The 17,992-nt window shown below is 41.3% G+C and carries 13 protein-coding genes; 8 read left to right on the top strand and 5 right to left on the bottom strand.

Annotated elements, in window-relative coordinates; genetic code table 11:
• The first annotated feature begins 97 nt into the window (after positions 1–97).
• Together Q4574_RS06585 and Q4574_RS06590 are read left to right on the top strand one after the other, a co-directional pair.
• Complete coding sequence (locus Q4574_RS06585) at positions 98–751, top strand: thiol:disulfide interchange protein DsbA/DsbL (RefSeq protein ID WP_303472781.1); 654 nt, start codon at positions 98–100, stop codon at positions 749–751.
• Between the two features lie 93 nt (positions 752–844).
• Complete coding sequence (locus Q4574_RS06590) at positions 845–1,402, top strand: DsbA family protein (RefSeq protein WP_303472783.1); 558 nt, start codon at positions 845–847, stop codon at positions 1,400–1,402.
• Between the two features lie 504 nt (positions 1,403–1,906).
• Here the strand turns inward: Q4574_RS06590 and Q4574_RS06595 are convergent.
• Both Q4574_RS06595 and Q4574_RS06600 read right to left on the bottom strand, forming a co-directional pair.
• Positions 1,907–3,472, bottom strand: coding sequence for a SulP family inorganic anion transporter (locus Q4574_RS06595; protein ID WP_303472785.1), 1,566 nt, complete (start codon positions 3,470–3,472; stop codon positions 1,907–1,909).
• Between the two features lie 147 nt (positions 3,473–3,619).
• Positions 3,620–4,240 (bottom strand): FKBP-type peptidyl-prolyl cis-trans isomerase, encoded by a 621-nt coding sequence (locus Q4574_RS06600; protein WP_303472787.1) that lies wholly within the window; start codon positions 4,238–4,240, stop codon positions 3,620–3,622.
• Positions 4,241–4,494: 254 nt separating this feature from the next.
• On the opposite strand from Q4574_RS06600, the gene ppc reads away from it, so the two are divergent.
• Positions 4,495–7,119 carry a phosphoenolpyruvate carboxylase gene (gene ppc / locus Q4574_RS06605; RefSeq protein ID WP_303472788.1) on the top strand — a complete coding sequence of 875 codons (2,625 nt, stop codon included), beginning with the start codon at positions 4,495–4,497 and terminating at the stop codon, positions 7,117–7,119.
• Between the two features lie 85 nt (positions 7,120–7,204).
• Here ppc and mdh read toward each other — a convergent pair whose 3' ends face one another.
• A complete protein-coding gene (mdh, locus tag Q4574_RS06610) occupies positions 7,205–8,140 on the bottom strand; it encodes a malate dehydrogenase (RefSeq protein WP_216047589.1) in 936 nt (311 codons plus the stop codon).
• Positions 8,141–8,445: 305 nt separating this feature from the next.
• Between mdh and argR the strand changes: the two genes are divergently transcribed.
• Positions 8,446–8,910: a transcriptional regulator ArgR gene (gene argR / locus Q4574_RS06615; protein WP_216047590.1), complete on the top strand. Its 465-nt coding sequence runs from the start codon at positions 8,446–8,448 to the stop codon at positions 8,908–8,910.
• 103 nt (positions 8,911–9,013) lie between these two features.
• Complete coding sequence (locus Q4574_RS06620) at positions 9,014–10,405, top strand: ATP-binding cassette domain-containing protein (protein WP_303472792.1); 1,392 nt, start codon at positions 9,014–9,016, stop codon at positions 10,403–10,405.
• Positions 10,406–10,433: 28 nt separating this feature from the next.
• Here Q4574_RS06620 and Q4574_RS06625 read toward each other — a convergent pair whose 3' ends face one another.
• Positions 10,434–11,585 (bottom strand): endonuclease/exonuclease/phosphatase family protein, encoded by a 1,152-nt coding sequence (locus tag Q4574_RS06625; protein ID WP_303472793.1) that lies wholly within the window; start codon positions 11,583–11,585, stop codon positions 10,434–10,436.
• Between the two features lie 148 nt (positions 11,586–11,733).
• Entirely contained in the window at positions 11,734–14,754 is a 3,021-nt protein-coding gene (locus Q4574_RS06630) for a TonB-dependent receptor (RefSeq protein WP_216047593.1), read from the bottom strand.
• 412 nt (positions 14,755–15,166) lie between these two features.
• Between Q4574_RS06630 and udk the strand changes: the two genes are divergently transcribed.
• From udk to Q4574_RS06645, 3 genes are all read left to right on the top strand, one after another.
• Complete coding sequence (gene udk, locus Q4574_RS06635; RefSeq protein ID WP_216047594.1) at positions 15,167–15,796, top strand: uridine kinase; 630 nt, start codon at positions 15,167–15,169, stop codon at positions 15,794–15,796.
• A gap of 37 nt (positions 15,797–15,833) precedes the next feature.
• A complete protein-coding gene (locus Q4574_RS06640) occupies positions 15,834–17,042 on the top strand; it encodes a NupC/NupG family nucleoside CNT transporter (RefSeq protein WP_303472795.1) in 1,209 nt (402 codons plus the stop codon).
• 74 nt (positions 17,043–17,116) lie between these two features.
• Entirely contained in the window at positions 17,117–17,956 is an 840-nt protein-coding gene (locus Q4574_RS06645; RefSeq protein ID WP_303472797.1) for a 2OG-Fe(II) oxygenase family protein, read from the top strand.
• The last annotated feature ends 36 nt before the right edge of the window (positions 17,957–17,992 follow it).

Genomic DNA, 17,992 nt, shown 5'->3' on the forward strand with positions numbered 1-17,992 from the left:
TTTCATCTGCAGATTGTATTCATCTGACTGATTAACTATACCTAATCTTTTACTAGCTATGATAACCTTTAGCAAATTTTTGAAGGAATTGATTGATATGAAAAAGCTATCAACTGTATTAGCGCTATTTTTACTTTTATCACTACAAGCATGCTCTAAGGAGAGCTCATCAGAACAATCGGCACCGCCTTCTAAATGGAAAGAAGGTACCCACTATCAAATCATTAGCGACACGGCATCAGAACAACCCGAAGTACTAGAATTCTTTTCTTTTTGGTGTCCACACTGTTATAACTTCGAACCCATTGTTGAACAGATAAAACTTAAAATAGATAAAGATGTCACATTCAAAAAAGTGCATGTGAATTTTATGCGTTTTACCAGTCCACAAGTTCAAGATGCGGCGACTAAAGCCCTTCTGATTGGCAGAACGATGGATAAGGAAGAAGAAATGAATAGCGCTATCTTTAGTTATATTCATTTACAACGTCAACTGATCACTGGTATTCCAGAATTAAGAAACATTTTCCTAGCCAAAGGGATCGACAGTGATGAGTTTGATAAAATGGAGTCGAGCTTTCAAATTAATAACCTACTCAAACAAAATAACCAAACTATTGAAACCTATCGTGAACATTTAAGTGGTGTCCCTAACTTTATTGTGAACGGGAAATATCAAGCCCAAGTCGTTGAGGGTATGACCAGAGACGATATTGCAGAATTGGTTGTATGGTTATCTAAACAAAATTAATAACATTACTTTTTACAGGATTTTATTTTTATGATTTTCAAATTGACGCGCAATCTTTTAATAGCATTTGTATGCGCAGTTCCAGCTCTTGCTATGGCACAATCCAAATGGGAAGAAGGTGAACACTACACAGTGTTGAAAGAGGTACCAAGCCAAACTAAACAGGTTCGCGAAGTGTTTTCATTTTGGTGTCCACACTGTTTTACGTTTGAAAGCATTGCAAAAGAGCTTAAAGGTAAATTACCCAGTGATGTGACATTTACCAAAGCCCATGTGAACTTTATGGGAGGCGCAACTCAAGAGACTCAGGTTGCAGCGACCAAAGCGATGTTAGCTGCACGACAACTGGGGCAAGCAGATAAATTTAACACAGCACTATTTACCGCGATTCATAAAGAGCGCAAAAGCATTGCATCCATGGATGATATTTTGCAGGTTTATACACAAGCAGGTGGTGATAGTGCTAAGTTGAAGAAGTTAGCCAATAGCTATGGCATACGCGGCGCTGTGCGCAAAAACGATAAGTTAACCCAAGGCGTACGCAGTGTTCCAACCTTTATCGTGAACGACAAGTATAAGGCAATCTTTGGCGCAAAAATGACTCCAGATGAGTTTGTTGAATTAGTTATTTGGTTAACGACGCAAAAATAGTTTGTCTGTTAAGGGGGCGATTAGCCCCGCAAGGGACATTTGAACCCCATGGCCTAAAGACCATGCTACAGGTGATGACAAATTTCCTCCTGTAGGCGGGCGCTTTAGCCCCGCGATATGGCCTAAAGACCATACTACAAATTTCCCCCTGTAGGCGGGCGCTTTAGCCCCGCAAGGGACATTTGAACCCCATAGCCTAAAGACCATGCTACAAAGAAGCACTTGTAGGCGGGTGCTTTAGCCCCGCGATATGGCCTAAAGACCATGCTACAGGTGATGACAAAATTTTACCTGTAGGCGGGCGCTTTAGCCCCGCGATATGGCCTAAAGACCAAGCTACAAATTTCCCCCGTAGGCGGGCGCTTTAGCCCCGCGACAATGTCACAGATGCGGTTTCACCCTTCCACGGCTAAATAAACTGAATCTGTCGTCATAAAAAAAGGCCGATATTAATTACCGGCCTTCTAATAGGATACTGCTTTAGGGAAATCCCCTATTAATTTTTTAACCTAATTTGTCAGATGCGATGCGATAACGTGGGTCTTCATTCACGTTCATTTCCACATAATCTTGTGCCTTGGTTAGCAAATTACTGCATTCGGGGCTAATGTGACGAATATGCAATTTTTTACCCTGGACTTTGTACTTATCTGCCAAACCATCAATGGCATCCAAACCTGAAGAATCCCAGATTCGTGAATCACGGAAATCAATTACTACATCCTGCGGATCATTCTGAGGGTCAAATAAATCTCTAAAATGTAAAACCGAACCAAAGAACAACGGCCCTTCAAGATCGTAAACCTTCCAACCATCTTCATCTGTATGAGTTTTCGCGCTAATATGAGTTGCGTGTTTCCAGGCAAAAACCAACGCTGAAACAATTACACCAACAACGACCGCAATGGCTAAGTCGGCAGCAACGGTAATACCCGTAACCAAAAACAACACAAATGCGTCTTCTTTGTTTACCCCACGCACGATGCGGAATGAAGCCCACTCAAAGGTGCCAATTACAACAATAAACATAACACCCACTAATGCGGCTAAGGGGATCATTTCGATTAACGGTGCGGCAAAAAGAATAAAACCAAGTAACACTAAAGCAGCGGTAATACCTGATAAGCGTCCACGACCACCTGAGTTAATGTTAATCATGCTTTGACCTATCATCGCACAGCCCCCCATACCACCGAAGAAGCCATTAACAGTATTGGCAACGCCTTGACCAACACATTCTTTGTTACCACGGCCTCGGGTATCTGTCATTTCATCTATTAACGACAAAGTAAGGAGTGATTCTATTAGCCCCACCAAACACAAAATGACGGAGGTAGGTAAAATGATATACAGGGTTTCCATGTTCAACGGCACCATAGGCACAGTGAAGCTGGGTAATTCACCTGCTAAGGTAGCCGTCGCTTTTTGATCTTCAGGTAACATGCCTCTCACAAAATCAATTACTGTGCGCGCTTCTAAATCTAAACCATGAACTAATAAGGTAACAGTCACAATGGCGACAAGTGAAGCCGGAACAGCAGTGGTTAGCTTAGGTAAAAAGTAAATAATAGCCATAGTTAATGCCACTAAACCCAACATCCAATACAGCATGCTGCCTTGCATCCACTCCTGAACGCCAAGCTCATTAACTACTTTGAATTGGCCTAATTGGGCAAGAAATATTACGATTGCTAAGCCATTTACAAAGCCCAGCATGACTGGGTAAGGCACCAAACGTATAAATTTCCCTAACCTGAAAACACCTGCGAGAATTTGCAAAATCCCGGCCAGAATGACTGCGGCAAATAAGTATTGAATATCATGCTCAGCAACTAACGCGACCATGACCACGGCCATTGCGCCCGTAGCACCAGAAATCATTCCAGGTCTACCACCAATTGCAGATGTTATTAAGCCCATCATAAAAGCGGCATAGAGGCCCACCATAGGCTCAACGCCGGCGACAAAGGCAAAGGCAACCGCTTCAGGAACCAATGCCAAGGCAACAGTTATTCCTGATAGCACGTCATTTTTGACGTTACTGTCACGGTTGGTTATCAGGTCAATCATTTACTACCCCAAGTTTGTTATTTTATTAATTTAGTTGTTTGATCGCACATTTTAGCAGCTAAGCCAGTACAGGTCTTTTAATGGTTTGTTAAAAGACACAAAAAAAGGCCGGAAAAATCCGACCTTTTCAATGGATATTTGCTATTACTAAGCAACGATATCTAATAGTTCCACATCAAATACTAACGTACTGAAAGGACCAATTGCACCACCTGCACCTTGCTCACCATAAGCTAAGTCGTGTGGTACGTGTAGACGCCATTTAGAACCAACAGGCATCATTTGTAATGCTTCTGTCCATCCTTTGATAACTCCGTTTACTGGGAACTCAGCAGGTTCTCCACGCTCGTATGAACTATCAAATACATTACCGTTAATTAAAGTACCGTGGTAATGTGTACGTACTTTAGAAGTCGCAGCAGGTTTTTCACCTTCACCGGCAGTCAATACTTCATATTGTAAGCCTGAAGGAGTGACCGTAATTTCTGCACGCTTAGCATTTTCAGCTAAGTATGCGGCACCTTCTTCGATAGCACCTTTATGCTGTTCAGCTTTAGCAGCTTGCATGCGTTGGTGAATTTCGTTGAATGCAGCACCCAAGGTCTGATTGTCAACTTGGGGGGCTTGTTTAGCAAAAGCGTCTTCTAAGCCAGTTTTAACTGCTTCGATGTCAAGACCTTCAAATGGATTAGAAGCCAATTGTTCGCCCATTTGGTAACCAATACCATAACTTGCTTGAAGCTCAACACTGTTATATTTTTCTGTCACGTTATATCCTGTTTTGATTGGGAAAAGATAAAACGGCGATGATAACATAATTAAGGTGTTGCCTTGTACCCCAAAAACTAATTGGTTAGATACAAAAAGAGTAAAATAATAAAAGTCGTAAAATAAGCATCAAAATAACCATAAAAACTTATTCAAACGGCCTAAATATATAAGAAAGTTTTAACTTTGTACCCGAACTAAAACATATTTAATAAATAATAAATTCTAATTTGTATATTCAGTTTGGAGGATATGTGAAAGAGCAACTAGCAGTTCAATTAAAGGAATCAGTACGATTTCTAGGTTCGACTCTCGGAGACACAATTAAAGCTCAGCTTGGTGAAGAGTGGCTTGAACGAATAGAGTCAGTGCGTATCGGAGGACGTAAGTCTCACTTAGGCGATACCGATTCAACTCAGCAGTTAAAAGATCTATTTGCTGAACTTAACAATGAAGATCTTCTGACAGTAGGAAGAGCATTTTCACAATTCCTAAATTTAGCCAATATTGCCGAACAGGAATTCAATAGCATTTCCATAACAGATGACCCTGTGGAAAAGTTATTTGAACATTTAGATGACGCTAAAATCGATCAGAAAGATTTTGCGGATGCTTTCGAGCAGCTTAAAATTGACTTAGTACTTACCGCTCACCCAACAGAAGTGACCCGTCGTACCTTAATTCATAAACACGGTGAACTGGCTCGTTGCTTACGTGAAATGCATCAAAGCATGCTTTCAGACGACGAACGTGGCGAAATAGAAACCCGCATTGCCGACCTAATTAGTCAAGCTTGGCATACTGAAGAAATACGTTCTGTGCGCCCGACTCCAGTGGATGAAGCTCGCTGGGGGTTCTCGGTCATCGAAAACTCATTATGGGATGCCGTTCCTGCCTTTATCCGTACTTTAGATAAAAAAGTAAACAACAAATTCGGTATTTCTTTACCCATTGATGCATCACCGGTGCAATTTAGTTCATGGATGGGGGGTGATCGCGATGGTAACCCTAACGTTACATCAAAAATTACCCAAGAAGTTTTATTATTAGCCAGAAAACGGGCGGCTAAACTCTTTGCTAAAGATATTGACGGTCTGCAAGTAGAACTGTCTATGGGTGATTGTAATCAAGCCTTAAAAGATATTGTCGGTGAAGATAAGCTAGAACCCTATCGAGCCTTACTACGCCCTCTTTATCATAGGCTCGCTAAAACTCAAGAAGGTATCGAAGACTTCTTAGCTGGTCACCAAGTAGATGACAGTAATTGGGTTACCTCCCAAGATGAGTTACTTTCACCTTTGTTAGTTTGCTACGAATCCTTGCATGCATGCGGTATGCAAGTAATCGCTGATGGCAAATTACTCGACACCATTCGACGAGTACATTGTTTTGGTGTGCACTTACTCAAGCTTGATATTCGACAAGATTCAGAGCGTCACGCTCAAGTATTCGGTGAATTAACACGTTACTTCGGCATGGGTGACTACATGCATTGGAGTGAAGAAGATAAGCAAGCGTTCTTATTAAAGGAATTAGGCTCAAAACGGCCATTAATCCCAGAAAATTGGGAACCATCAGCAGAAGTCCAGGAAGTATTAGATACCTGTCGTATTATCGCTAAAAACAATCGACAAGGCTTTGGCATTTATATTATTTCAATGGCAAGTTTACCCTCTGACGTACTTGCCGTGCAGCTTTTACTTAAAGATACGGGTGTGGATTGGCCTATGCCTGTTGCCCCGTTATTTGAAACATTGGATGACTTAAATAACGCCGCATCGGTCATGACCCAATTACTCAGTATTGATTGGTATCGCGGCTACATTCAAGGCACTCAGTATGTCATGATAGGTTATTCAGATTCGGCGAAAGATGCAGGGGCTTTAGCCGCTGGTTGGGCACAATATGAGTCTCAAGAAGCCTTAGTGAAACTCGCAGATGAATTTGATACCAAGTTAACCTTGTTCCATGGTCGTGGTGGTACAATTGGCCGAGGCGGGTTACCTGCTCATGCTGCCATCCACTCACAACCTCCAGGTTCACTTACTGGTGGTTTCAGGGTCACTGAACAGGGTGAAACAATACGCTATAAATTTGGTATGCCAGAGCTTGCTAAAGGAAGCTTAGGTTTATATGCAAGCGCGATTCTAGAAGCAATTTTGTTTCCGCCCCCTAAACCTAAACAAGAGTGGCGAGAAGCCATCACGTCCATGGCCAACGAAGGCCGTGATAACTATCGCAAGATAGTTCGTCATGATGAAAACTTTGTCCCTTATTTCAGAGTGGCAACCCCAGAGCAAGAACTTGGAAAATTGCCCCTAGGAAGTCGCCCCGCGAAACGCAAACCCACTGGCGGTATTGAAAGCCTTAGAGCCATCCCATGGATCTTTGCCTGGGCGCAAACTCGCTTAGTATTGCCGTCTTGGTTAGGGTCTATGAAAGCTGTGACTGATTACTATCAATCAGGTCAACAACAAACCATAGATGACATGTTGGAAAACTGGCCCTTCTTCCACTCGCGCTTATCGATGCTTGATATGGTGTTTAATAAAGCAGACACCAGAATAAGCAAAGAATATGATGATCGTCTTGTACCGGCTGAATTGCAGTATTTTGGTGAAGCATTGAGAACCGAGCTAGATGAAAGCATTGAATCTTTGCTCAAATTATTAGGCCAAGAGACTGTAATGGAAACGGATCCGCGAGGAAAAGAATCCATGAGTATTAGAGCGGGTTACTTGCAACCTTTGCACTTCTTGCAAATTGAATTGTTATCTAGAATAAGAAAATTAGATGACAGTCAACACGATGCGTTATTGGAAAGAGCAATGATGGTAACCATCGCAGGTATTGCTGTGGGCATGCGTAATACAGGTTAATTCTGGCTGAACTAGCCTGCATAAAAAAGCCCCTTGTAGTTAACTACAAGGGGCTTTTTGTTAGGTTCGGTAATAGGTTAAATGCTTAACCTTTTACGAATTTAACACCTAACTCAATATCGCCACGCAAACCGTCAAGCATTGAATCTTTTGCGTTTTGTTCAAATTCACTCAACTCACCGTAGGGTAGAATTTCTTCTACACCGTTAGGACCTAGTCTTACAGGGTGAGAGAAGAATACTGCGTCGTCTGAGTTGGTTTCAACATAAGTATATTCAACCACGTTGTCGCCTTTCATAGCAGCTACTAGAGACAAACAGAATCTTGCCGCAGCTTGACCCATTGACAAAGTAGCAGATCCGCCACCGGCTTTTGCTTCAACAACTTCAGTACCAGCGTTTTGAATGCGAGTAGTTAAACTTGCTATTTCATCATCGCTAAATGTCACACCTTCAACTTGTGAAAGTAGAGGTAAAATAGTTGTACCAGAGTGACCACCAATAACTGGAACGTGCACACTAGTAGAGCTCAAACCTTTCAATTCAGCTACAAAAGTTTCAGAACGGATAACATCAAGAGTAGTTACACCGAACAATTTGTTTTTGTTGTAAACACCCTTAGCTTTTAACGTTTCTGCAGCAATCGCAACAGTAGTGTTAACTGGGTTGGTAATAATACATGTACATGCATCAGGACAGTTATCCGCAATACCTTCAACTAGGTTCTTAACGATACCCGCATTGATATTGAACAAATCAGAACGATCCATACCTGGTTTACGAGGTACCCCTGCTGGGATCAAAACAATATCACAACCTTGTAACGCAGTTGCTAAATCATCTTTACCAAAACCTTCAACTTTTACGTCTGTAGGGATGTGGCTCAAATCAACTGCCACTCCTGGCACAACAGGTGCAACATCATATAAAGCTAACTCGGAACCAGCTGGTAACTGGGTTTTCAATAAAAGAGAAAGGGCCTGACCGATACCGCCTGCAGCACCTAATACCGCTACTTTCATAGTTGTCTCCTGTGGGACTATTAAATTGACGGCAAACCATAGAGTAAGCCGCATGAAAAAACAATTTATTGTGGTGAATGTTCACTATCTGTTTTGCAATATAACTCTTTTAGCCTAACATTCAGTTAGTTTTTAAGGCTTAACAGAATATATGGGTTAGATGCTACGAATTCAATACTTAGTAGTAACTCAAAACAGACACTTTAACTATATGATATTAATGCAAAGTATTTTGCTGCTTGTAAACAAGGCTACCTACCCTGTTTAGATTGTGTCAAACTATAGCAGTTAATAGCGAGGGTGGCATGTCTAATACAAAACAAGAAGAATTGGTCAAAGCATTTAAAGATATTTTAAAAACGGAAAGCTTTGGCTCTCAAGGTGAAATTGTTGATGCACTAACGGAACAAGGCTTTGGCAGTATTAGTCAATCCAAGGTTTCCCGTATGCTAAGTAAATTTGGCGCGGTACGCACCCGCAATGCGCGCGGTGACATGGTTTACTGTTTGCCACCAGAGATGGGAATGCCCACGGCAAAAAGCCCATTGCGTCAATTAGTATTAGATATTGTGCACAACAATGTCATGGTAATCATTCGTACCAGTCCAGGGGCCGCGCAACTAATTGCCCGCTTACTCGATTCTCTTAGCCAAAAAGACGGCGTACTAGGCACTATTGCTGGAGACGATACGATTTTTATCGCACCTGCTGACATCAGCAATATTGAAGAAACCCGTAAAAAAGTTGAAGCCCTATTTGAGAATGTTTAACGATTTTCACTCTAACAAATAGGCAGCTACCCGTTTCAACTATAAATTAAAACGTGACATTACCCTTTAGAGATCCTTTCGTATAATTGTGAGTTGTTTAGCAATGATAACTATCGAGCATTTTCATCATCCTAAATTAGCCGTAAAATCTTGGCGAATTTGTAAACATAGCGCCGTAGCGGTGTTAGGCAAAAATGGTTCAGGGAAACAATTTGTCGACCAACTTCTGTTAGGAAAATTAAATAATGCCGAATACAGCAGCTTAAATTTACCCGCAAGGGATTTAGTTGCACTGGTGTCTTTTGAAACCTTGCAGGCCGTATATGAAAACGAATTAAAGATTGATGAAACCGATATCACCGATGAAATTGATTTTGGCACTCCGGCAAAAGACTTTTTACCCCAAGACAAACTTGACCACCCATTTATTGCCAGCTTCCACTTAGAACATCGCCTTGATACCGGTTTTCGACAGCTCAGTACTGGCGAGTCGCGCAAGCTGTTAATCTTAAAAGCGATATTATCTGGCGCTACCTATATTATTTTGGATAACCCATTTGATGATTTAGATCCATCATCAAGGGCGCAATTAAGTCAGGTGTTAAGTCAGCTAAAACACCAAGATATCACCTTGATTATATTACTCAGTAATCGTCAAGACATCCCAGACTGGATCACAACATTCGCGCTGGTAGAAAATAATAGTTTGCATGATTTGAGTGGATTATCAGTAAGTGATGCGCAAGCCACTATCGACACCATATTTGCTTTTGATGCACTAGATAAATCATTACTTGAGCGGATGATATCCGATAAACATAGCCACAATAAAAAACCGCTAGTGCGCATCAATAACGCAAATGTTATTTATACCGAAAATCATGCACTCAAAGCCGCCAATTTAAGTATTGATACGTTCCAGCACACAATCATTACCGGACCCAATGGATCCGGAAAATCAACATTACTGCAATTGGTTACCGGTGACTGTCCACAATGTTTCAGCAATGATGTCATTGTTATGGGCTATAGGCGCGGTACCGGTGAAACCATCTGGGATATCAAAAAACACCTAGGGATAGTTTCCCCTGATATCCACCGTTCGTATCGAGTAAGCTGCAATGCATTAACCGTGGTACTGTCAGGATTCATGGACTCTATTGGTTTGTATAAAGACGTCACTTCTAGCCAGAAACAACAAGCATTAGCATGGCTAGATTTGATTGGTCTTAGGCCACTGGCCAACAGTAGCTTCAAACAGCTTAGTTTTGGTGAACAGCGTTTACTACTCATTGCCAGAGCCTTAGTTAAGTTCCCATCACTTTTAGTGTTAGACGAGCCCACACAAGGTTTAGATGAAATTAATCGGCGCTTAGTACTAGATGTGATTACCACTATTGCTAAAAAACAGTTGGCAACCATTCTCATGGTTAGCCATCGTGAAGATGAACGCTTGCCAATCTTTGCCCAGCACAAAGAATTGCAGGCTGGATAGTCGCAAGGGTTAACCTACAATATGTAGGTTATTTCAACTCAACTTCGCGCCACACTAGGCGATGATCAGATGATGCTTGTCGTTCTTCAACTAATTCACTACCTGGCTCACTTTTACTGGGCCAGAATACCCCTGAGTCGAGTATTGAAAGGCCAGCTTTAGATGGCAGCACATAGTCAACAGTTAAGCCCCACTTTGCGGTATGATATTTGGCATTAGGGTTATTCAAGGTAGACTCTTTCGCACCTGCACTTTTGGGTAATTCGTGTTGAGCAACACGGGGATGAGCAAGTAAATCAGCCATCATAGTGCGTTCTCCATCGCCTTCATTTGCAGATGCATTCAAATCCCCTAATATAACAAAACGCTCGCCACTAAAGCCGCCTCTGTTGCCCTTATCATCATAGATATAGTCAGCTTTTGAACCGGCGTCTAAATAATCATTCCAAAATTGAATTTCATCATGATTTCGCAAACCATTACGATTTTCCGGCCCATCAAATACCGGAGGAGTTGGGTGACTTGCAAGTATATGAACCACTTTCCCTTCTACCTTGATGGGAATATCCCAATGGGATTTAGACGATAATCGCAGAATTTGCGTTGCTTGAGGTGAATACCAAAGTGAGCCGTCGTCGTTCTGAATTTTCGCCAAACTATTATTCGGCATATCTTTCCACAAGAACTTTTGGAACGTTCGTGCGCCTTCTAAATCTATAGGGTAATGACTGAGTAATAACATTCCATATTGCCCAGGATAACGACCATAACCAAATGCATCATTACCTGAATTTTCTATTTTACCGTCGTTATTTAAGTCAACGCCGCTAGCAACCCCTGTGTTGACCGGAGCATAGTAAAAATATGGGTAATCAATAGCCCGCTGCCCTTGCTGTGAAACCTGCAAATAATTGTTGATAAAAGCGTCAGGACCCAGCGACGGATCGCTGCTGTAATCAAACTCATTTAGCAGAATAATATCAGGTCGAATTCGTTGAATAATCTGTGCAATATTTTTTATCTGTTGGTTATCGCCTGTGGCTAAATGCTTAAACAACAAAGTCGGATCATGCTGGTCTTGCTGCGCTTCTGTCCCTCGATAATTATCCGCTTCCATACTCACATTAAAGGTCGCCACTCGAATTGTTGGTTGAGAATTAGCACAGCTAACTAATTGCATTGCGATTAGCACTCCTAAGATTATCGAAAAGAACTTCATTTTTTATCAACCCGCATATTAAATACCTCGAATCTATTAGTATATCTTACCTTCAAACACAAAAAAGCCGGTCATAAAGACCGGCTTTTACATTGGTTTAACTTACAAATTAGAATTTGTAGCTAATACCTAAACGCATTTCCCATAAAGAAGCATCACCTTGACGACTTTCAGGTGAAGTGTCACCTAAGCGCGCAGTGTTATAGTTAACTTCTTCTAAGATACCCCAATCATCATTTAGCATGTTAGTAAAGTTGTCGATAGTTAAACTTACTGATGCTGAATGATCTTCAGAGAACGCTGGAATTTCTTGTCTAACGGCAATATCTACCTTAGTCCACCAGCCACTTTCTTCGCTGTTACGCTCAACACCGATTGGCAACACACTGTCGCTATCTAGGTAAGGAGTATATCCAAATATGCTATTACCATCTGTACGGGCAAAGCTATAAGGACGACCAGACTGAGTCAATGCATACATATTGAAGCGAGTATCCAATCCTGGGATTATCTCAACAACATAACTAAAGTCTGCAGTAAGACGGTGTTCAATGTTCCAATCTGATAACGAAGAAACGTCTTCATTAGGATTAGTGAACGCTCTGTATTGGTAGTTAGAGAATGCAACCGAGCTAGTCATTGGTTGTACATCTTCAGCATGGTTATAAGAGTAACCCGCTACCAAACGTATACCGTTGTCCCACGACTTTTGAAGTGTGGTAGTTAATGAGTAAGAGGTTGATACTTCACCAGAGTTAGTTAGTTCAAGTGAACCATAACCATTGCGGTCGTAATCAATATACCCTTCATCAGTGAAACCAACTTCTTCAATACCTACGTATTTGATCATTGCTTGATCTTGGGTAAACGACACTAACAAGTCTGCATTTAAAATGTAATCAGATTCAGTTACGTGAGTCACACCAGCAGATAATTTCCACTCACTAGGCATGTCAAAATCAGGGTCTAGGTTGTTAGACTCAAAGTTAGAAGCAACGCCGCTATCCATCAAGGCATCTAGTTCAGACGGAACACCGTAACCAGGACCTACTGGAGCACCATCTTCTACATTTGTCCAAACAACATCGTCGTCGAACAAGCTGCGTGAACCATCGTCATAACCGAAGTCACCGCCGTCAACTTCACCACCAGCTACGTTAGTACCAGAGTAGTTATTTGACATCCATACGTTAGGGTTACCACCAGAGAACAAGCCAATACCACCACGGATTTCAGTGCTGTCATTTAACGTATAGTTAAGACCGATACGAGGTTGAAGCAAGCTAACACCGTCTAGGTTGGCAGAATTACTGTAACCATTTTGCGCAAGAAAATCTGCATTCTCTTCAGGATAATCAGATGAAGTGATCCAGTCGTAGCGTAAACCAGCAACGACTTTCAAATCATCAGTTAAATAAAACTCGTCTTGGATATAAGTACTGTGAGCCGTATAACCCCAGCTAGCAGCGCGGTCGTCTAAGTTACCAGAGAAAGCACCACCATATTCAACATCACTTGCGAAACCGTTTTCGAAGTCTTCGATGCTATCAAATGAAAGTGACGTTTCAGCATGTTGAATGAAAACGTTAAATACGTCTAGCTTGTCGCTTTCGTAACCGAAGGTTAGTGTATGACCATTATCGAAGTAATAGTTACCGCGGAACATTAGACTTAATGCATCCCAGTCCAAATCATTGGCTTGGCGACTATCATCTGAACCTAGGTAAACAGTTACGTCATCTAAGTAAAGTTTAACTTCACCGAAATCGTTTCCATAAAGGGTTCCATCACCGGTAAGTGAATTTTGACGATTGTCTAAATCTGTGTAAGAAACACGTACTTCAGTGGTGAAGTTATCTGTCCAATCTGAATAAAGCACACCTGAGTAAGATGTCATTTCAGCGCCACGCTCATACAAGTGACTTGAAAGTTCAAATTCATCAGAATCACCATCAGACTCAGAGTAGTTGTTACCATCATTGTAATTGTATGTGAATGAAGCACGGTGCTGCTCGTTAATATTCCAGTCTAGTTTAATAAGAATTTTTTCATCTTCATTTGCAAGACTTGAAGGAGTAGTACCTGGGTCAAATTGATATAACTCGTTAGAAATACGGATAATTTCATCTAACTGAGTTTGTGTCAGCGCAACTTCGTTGATAGCGCCTGAATCAATAACACCACGGTCGAATAAGTTAGCGCCTTCTAATTTCTCATAAGCAGCAAAGATAAATAATTTATCTTTGATTAGAGGAGCACCGATACTGAAACCGTAACGTTTTTCAGAGTAATCACCGATATTAACGTCTTCACCTTCTAAAGAGTCGCCTCTAAAGTCATCACTTCCGTAGTCGTAGAAAGCGGTACCGTGAACTTCGTTAGTACCTGTTTTACTTACTGCACTAATGTTACACGCTGAGAAACCACCATAGATTACGTCAAAAGGTGCGATTTCAACTGCAACACCTTCAATGGCGTCGTAAGAGAAAGGCATTCTTTCAGTTGGATAACCATTAGAATTAAGACCAAACAAGTCATTCATGCGAACACCATCAACAGTCAAGCTGTTGAAGCGAGGGCTTTTACCGACACATTGAATTCCACCGCTACCGCCTTCATCTACATATATACGAGGGTCGATACGAACAATGTCAGTAATATCACGGTTTATGGCTGGTGCATTTTCTAAAGTAGAAAGGTCAAAGTTAGCGCCTGGGCCAATTTTACCAAAAGATAAACTGCTAACTTGAGAAGCCGTTACTGCAATACGCTCAACGCTTTCAGTAGAAGCTAACTCACGGTAAATTGATGCTGTTTCACCCAAGTTCAAGTAAACATCATTGATGGTTTGATCAGAGTATGTATCTGAATCAACTTCAATAGTGTAAGGACCACCAACTCGAAGGCCGTCAAGGTTGAAAGTACCGGCTGCGTTAACAGTTGTTGTTTTCACGGCACCTGTAGGTACGTGAGTAACTTTAATGACTGTTCCTTCAGCTGGATTGCCATTTGGCCCGACAATTTGCCCATTCATACCTGAAGAGGTAACTTGAGCCATTGCTGCTGTTGACATGCCAACAGACATAGCCACTGCAATCGCAATACGATTCAGTTTGGTTTTTTTAAACATTGTGTTTTCCTAAGTAGTGTGTGTTCTTTTCTGCCTATCCAGTTTTCATTCACAGTCTTGTAGCGCTGCTTCATGAAACTATGATGCTTAATTTCAAATCGGGCGTATTGTATCAGTTCAATTATTACACTTTTATGACTCTGGTGTCAGCAATAAAATATAATTGCAAAATTAACCCCAAAGCCACATGGTTATAACCTTCCATTTACTTTCTTGACCAACTGGTCAATCCGATTTAAAGTAAAAAACAATAAAATCTAGACTAAACAGTCACATACAAATCAGACCATTTAGTCTAGGGTTAATTTATACTTAATTTTTGAACAAATTAGTATAATTTTTTTTGATTCAGACTGACTTTTTTTGCGATGACTGGTATCTTTTGCCAAGTTTTTATTGATTCAGGGTCGAAATGGCTTCTCCACTTATTATCGCAATTGCTGGTGCTTCTGGTTCTGGTAAATCTTTGTTTACAGAAAATCTTCTCAATGAGTTTGCCCAACAAGGTCGACCTGTTCAAATTTTGCGCGAAGATCATTATTATCGCGCGCAAGATCATTTGCCTATGCATGAACGTGAGAAAAACAACTACGATCATCCCAAAGCATTTGAGCATGAATTGTTGGTTAAGCACTTGATGGACTTGAAAGAAGGTAAATCCATCGAGTACCCGACTTACTGTTACAAAACCCACACTCGACTGCAACAGAGAGAGGTTTTGGATTCTGCACCCGTAATCATTGTTGAAGGTATAATGTTGCTGGCAAGTCCTGCATTGGAACCGCTATATGATGTCAAAATCTTTGTAGATACGCCGTTGGACATCTGCCTTTTACGAAGAATAAAACGAGACATTGCAGAACGGGGAAGGACCTTAGAGTCGGTAGCTCACCAATACGAAAGTACTGTGAAACCTATGTATCATCAGTTTATTGCGCCAAGTAGATTTACCGCAGATGTGATTGTCACCCAAGGTGGTGAAAACTATATCGCTCTGGATGTTATTAAATCGCACATCCAGCAAGCATTACTTAATGAATAAAAATCAACTAAAAAAATAATAATAAAAAGGAAATACCATGATCGGTTTACTTGGAATTGTGGTGTTGATAGCCATAGCATATGGCTTATCGGCCCACCGCAAAAGCATTAACTGGCGAACAGTTGGCGGTGCTTTTTTTATACAAGCAATTGTAGGAGCTTTGATTCTTTATGTTCCTGCAGGCAAAGATGCACTGCTTAAAATGTCTGCCGGGGTGCAGTGGATTTTGGATATGGGTCAAGCAGGTATTGATTTTATATTTGGTCCTCTTGGTAATAAATCAATGGGATTTATTTTTGCTTTCAATGTATTGCCGGCAATTGTATTTTTCTCATCTTTGATAGCTGTTTTGTACTACATCGGTGTAATGCAGTGGGTAATTCGCCTAATTGGTGGCTTCTTACAGTTTTTCCTAAAAACTAGTCGGCCAGAGTCCATGTCTGCAGCGGCCAATATTTTTGTTGGTCAGACAGAAGCGCCCCTTGTTGTGAAACCATTTATCCCACAAATGACCCGTTCAGAACTATTTGCAATTATGGTTGGCGGTTTGGCGTCGATTGCAGGTGCAGTGATGGTAGGTTACGCCCAATTGGGTGTGGATATTAAGTTTTTGTTAGCAGCCAGTTTTATGGCCGCACCAGGCGGTTTGCTTATGGCTAAAATTATCATGCCTGAGACAGAAACCTATAAGAACGAATTAGACGAATTGCAAAAAGAAGATGACGGTTATGCAAATGTTTTTGATGCCGCTGCAACGGGTGCCGCATCAGGTTTACATTTAGCTTTAAACGTTGGGGCAATGCTGTTGGCATTCATCGCCTTAATTGCAATTTTAAACGGCTTAATTGGTGGTATAGGCGGCTGGTTCGGGCAAGGTGAGCTAAGTTTACAAATGATTTTAGGATATCTATTCCAACCCTTAGCATGGGTATTAGGTGTGCCATGGGACGAAGCCAATTTGGCAGGCAGTTTTATTGGCCAAAAAATGGTCGTAAATGAATTTATTGCTTATTTAGACTTCATTAAATATCAAGAAGAATTATCCCTTAAATCTCAAGCTATTATCACCTTTGCATTATGTGGATTCGCCAATTTTTCTTCCATTGCTATATTAATGGGTGGAATAGGCGCTCTTGCTCCTACACGACGTAAAGAAATCGCTCGTTTAGGTTTAAAAGCAGTCATTGCAGCAACCTTATCTAACCTGATGAGTGCCACGCTAGCAGGTCTTTTTGTCACCTTATAGGTAAGTTTTTTACCGGTGTCATTTACAAAATTTGCAGCAATTTATGGGTATTGCTGCAATTGACAGGAAATATTATGAAATTAGAAGCAGTAGATTATACAAAGCCAGGGGCTGACAAGTTATTTGTTGAGTCCTTGCACAAAACAGGGTTTGGCGTATTAAAGAACCATCCCATATCGCAATCATCCGTAAGCTCCATTTACCAAAACTGGCAGGCTTGGTTTGATTCCGAAGATAAACAAAACTTTTTGTTTGATAAAGAAACCCAAGATGGCTTTTTCCCTATCAGTGTTTCTGAAACAGCTAAAGGTTTTAAGAAAAAAGATATTAAAGAGTATTTTCATTATTACCCTTGGGGTAAATGCCCTGCTCACCTGAAACAAGAAGCTGCAGCATACTATCAAGGGGCTATGGATTTAGCTGCCGAGCTGCTTACATGGGTTGAAAAATACTCTCCTGCTGATGTCGCTGAACGATACAGCCAGCCACTTAGCAACATGATAAAAGACAGTGAGCAAACTTTACTTAGGATTTTACATTACCCACCACTTACCGGTAATGAAGAAGCCGATGCTATCCGTGCCGCTGCACATGAAGACATTAACCTGTTAACGATTTTGCCAGCCGCGAATGAGCCAGGTCTGCAAGTAAAAGGCACGGGCGATGAATGGATTGACGTACCAAGTAATTTTGGCAACCTAATCATTAATATTGGCGACATGTTGCAAGAAGCCTCTGGTGGTTATTTTCCTTCTACTACCCACAGAGTAGTTAACCCTGCGGGCGCAGATATGACTAAATCTCGTATCTCTTTGCCACTATTTTTACACCCTCGTCCCGATGTGGTTTTATCAGAACGTCACACCGCGGATAGCTATTTGAAAGAACGTTTGCGAGAGCTCGGAGTCGCTTAATAGATAAACGGATACATAGCATCACTCACAAGAATT

Source organism: Aliiglaciecola sp. 3_MG-2023 (genome assembly GCF_030548205.1).
GTDB lineage: Bacteria > Pseudomonadota > Gammaproteobacteria > Enterobacterales > Alteromonadaceae > Aliiglaciecola.

Coding starts and splice junctions, on each gene's coding strand:
- mdh (WP_216047589.1), bottom strand. CDS start 8,140: ATGAAAGTAGCGGTATTAGGTGCTGCAGGCGGTATCGGTCAGGCCCTT.
- Q4574_RS06640 (WP_303472795.1), top strand. CDS start 15,834: ATGATCGGTTTACTTGGAATTGTGGTGTTGATAGCCATAGCATATGGC.
- Q4574_RS06645 (WP_303472797.1), top strand. CDS start 17,117: ATGAAATTAGAAGCAGTAGATTATACAAAGCCAGGGGCTGACAAGTTA.
- argR (WP_216047590.1), top strand. CDS start 8,446: ATGTCTAATACAAAACAAGAAGAATTGGTCAAAGCATTTAAAGATATT.
- Q4574_RS06620 (WP_303472792.1), top strand. CDS start 9,014: ATGATAACTATCGAGCATTTTCATCATCCTAAATTAGCCGTAAAATCT.
- Q4574_RS06595 (WP_303472785.1), bottom strand. CDS start 3,472: ATGATTGACCTGATAACCAACCGTGACAGTAACGTCAAAAATGACGTG.
- Q4574_RS06625 (WP_303472793.1), bottom strand. CDS start 11,585: ATGCAATTAGTTAGCTGTGCTAATTCTCAACCAACAATTCGAGTGGCG.
- Q4574_RS06585 (WP_303472781.1), top strand. CDS start 98: ATGAAAAAGCTATCAACTGTATTAGCGCTATTTTTACTTTTATCACTA.
- Q4574_RS06590 (WP_303472783.1), top strand. CDS start 845: ATGGCACAATCCAAATGGGAAGAAGGTGAACACTACACAGTGTTGAAA.
- udk (WP_216047594.1), top strand. CDS start 15,167: ATGGCTTCTCCACTTATTATCGCAATTGCTGGTGCTTCTGGTTCTGGT.
- Q4574_RS06630 (WP_216047593.1), bottom strand. CDS start 14,754: ATGTTTAAAAAAACCAAACTGAATCGTATTGCGATTGCAGTGGCTATG.